At 63.0% G+C, this 813-nt stretch carries 1 protein-coding gene; it reads left to right on the top strand.

The window, feature by feature from the left end:
- Positions 1 to 526 (top strand): DNA-binding protein (locus tag Y707_RS28615; RefSeq protein ID WP_216699330.1); only part of this gene is annotated, 526 nt, incomplete at its 5' end.
- Positions 527 to 813 lie beyond the last annotated feature (287 nt).

Below are 813 nucleotides of genomic sequence, written 5' to 3'. Positions count from 1 at the left end.
GGGAACCCGCCAAGGGAGGGCTTGGAGGGTGGACACTGCCTGGGCGGCCCTCGCCTTGCTGTCGGGGCAGGACGCAACTTGGATCACTTCGTCCGCGAGATCCCGGCTCAGGAGCTCGTTGCGGACCAAGTCAGCCAACGATGTCTATATTCTTTCCCGCGACAGGGCCAAGACGATCCGCTATCGAGCCATTCCCGAGGCAGTGATCAGGGTGGATGAGTACCTCATCGCGTCCGGTGCGGCCGCCATGCGTGACGAGGCGACGGCTGCCCTGTTCGGGCTGGCAGGCGGTGGCGGTTACGCCGAAGGCTATGTCATGGAAGGCGGTGCTGCCACCCTGGCTGGTTCGTTCGGCCTGGTCGAGGATCCGCAGGGCAACGTCACCATCCATGAAGCTGACTCCGAACAAGTATTTGTTGATGACCGCACGCCGATCGCTGCTATTGCGGTCGACTTGATGAACTCATTGGCGACGCGCGAACGCAGCGCAGGGATCCGGGTGCTGGAGGAACTGTTGCGCGGCTAAGACCTCGGAAGCGCCCTGAGCTCAAAGCATCCAGACTACGAACGACCAGCATGACGTGGTGCACATCCCGTGCGCCACCCCGCATTCCCCGCCGCTTCCCAAGCGCCGTCGTCGGTGAGACGTCTCCCTAAGTCCGCACACATGCTCGGCAGCAGGCACTACTCAAAGCAACCCCGGAACACCGGATCAGCCTGGGTCACTACCTGCGATACACCTGCAACCAAAGGGAGAACCATGCACCACGAAGTAGAGAACTTCCGCGGCCGCCGCTCCCGGGAATGGCGGGG

Origin of the sequence: Arthrobacter sp. H14 (genome assembly GCF_000520495.1) — a bacterium.
Classification (GTDB): Bacteria; Actinomycetota; Actinomycetes; order Actinomycetales; family Micrococcaceae; genus Arthrobacter_C.
This window is presented reverse-complemented; position numbering and strand designations above follow the sequence as displayed.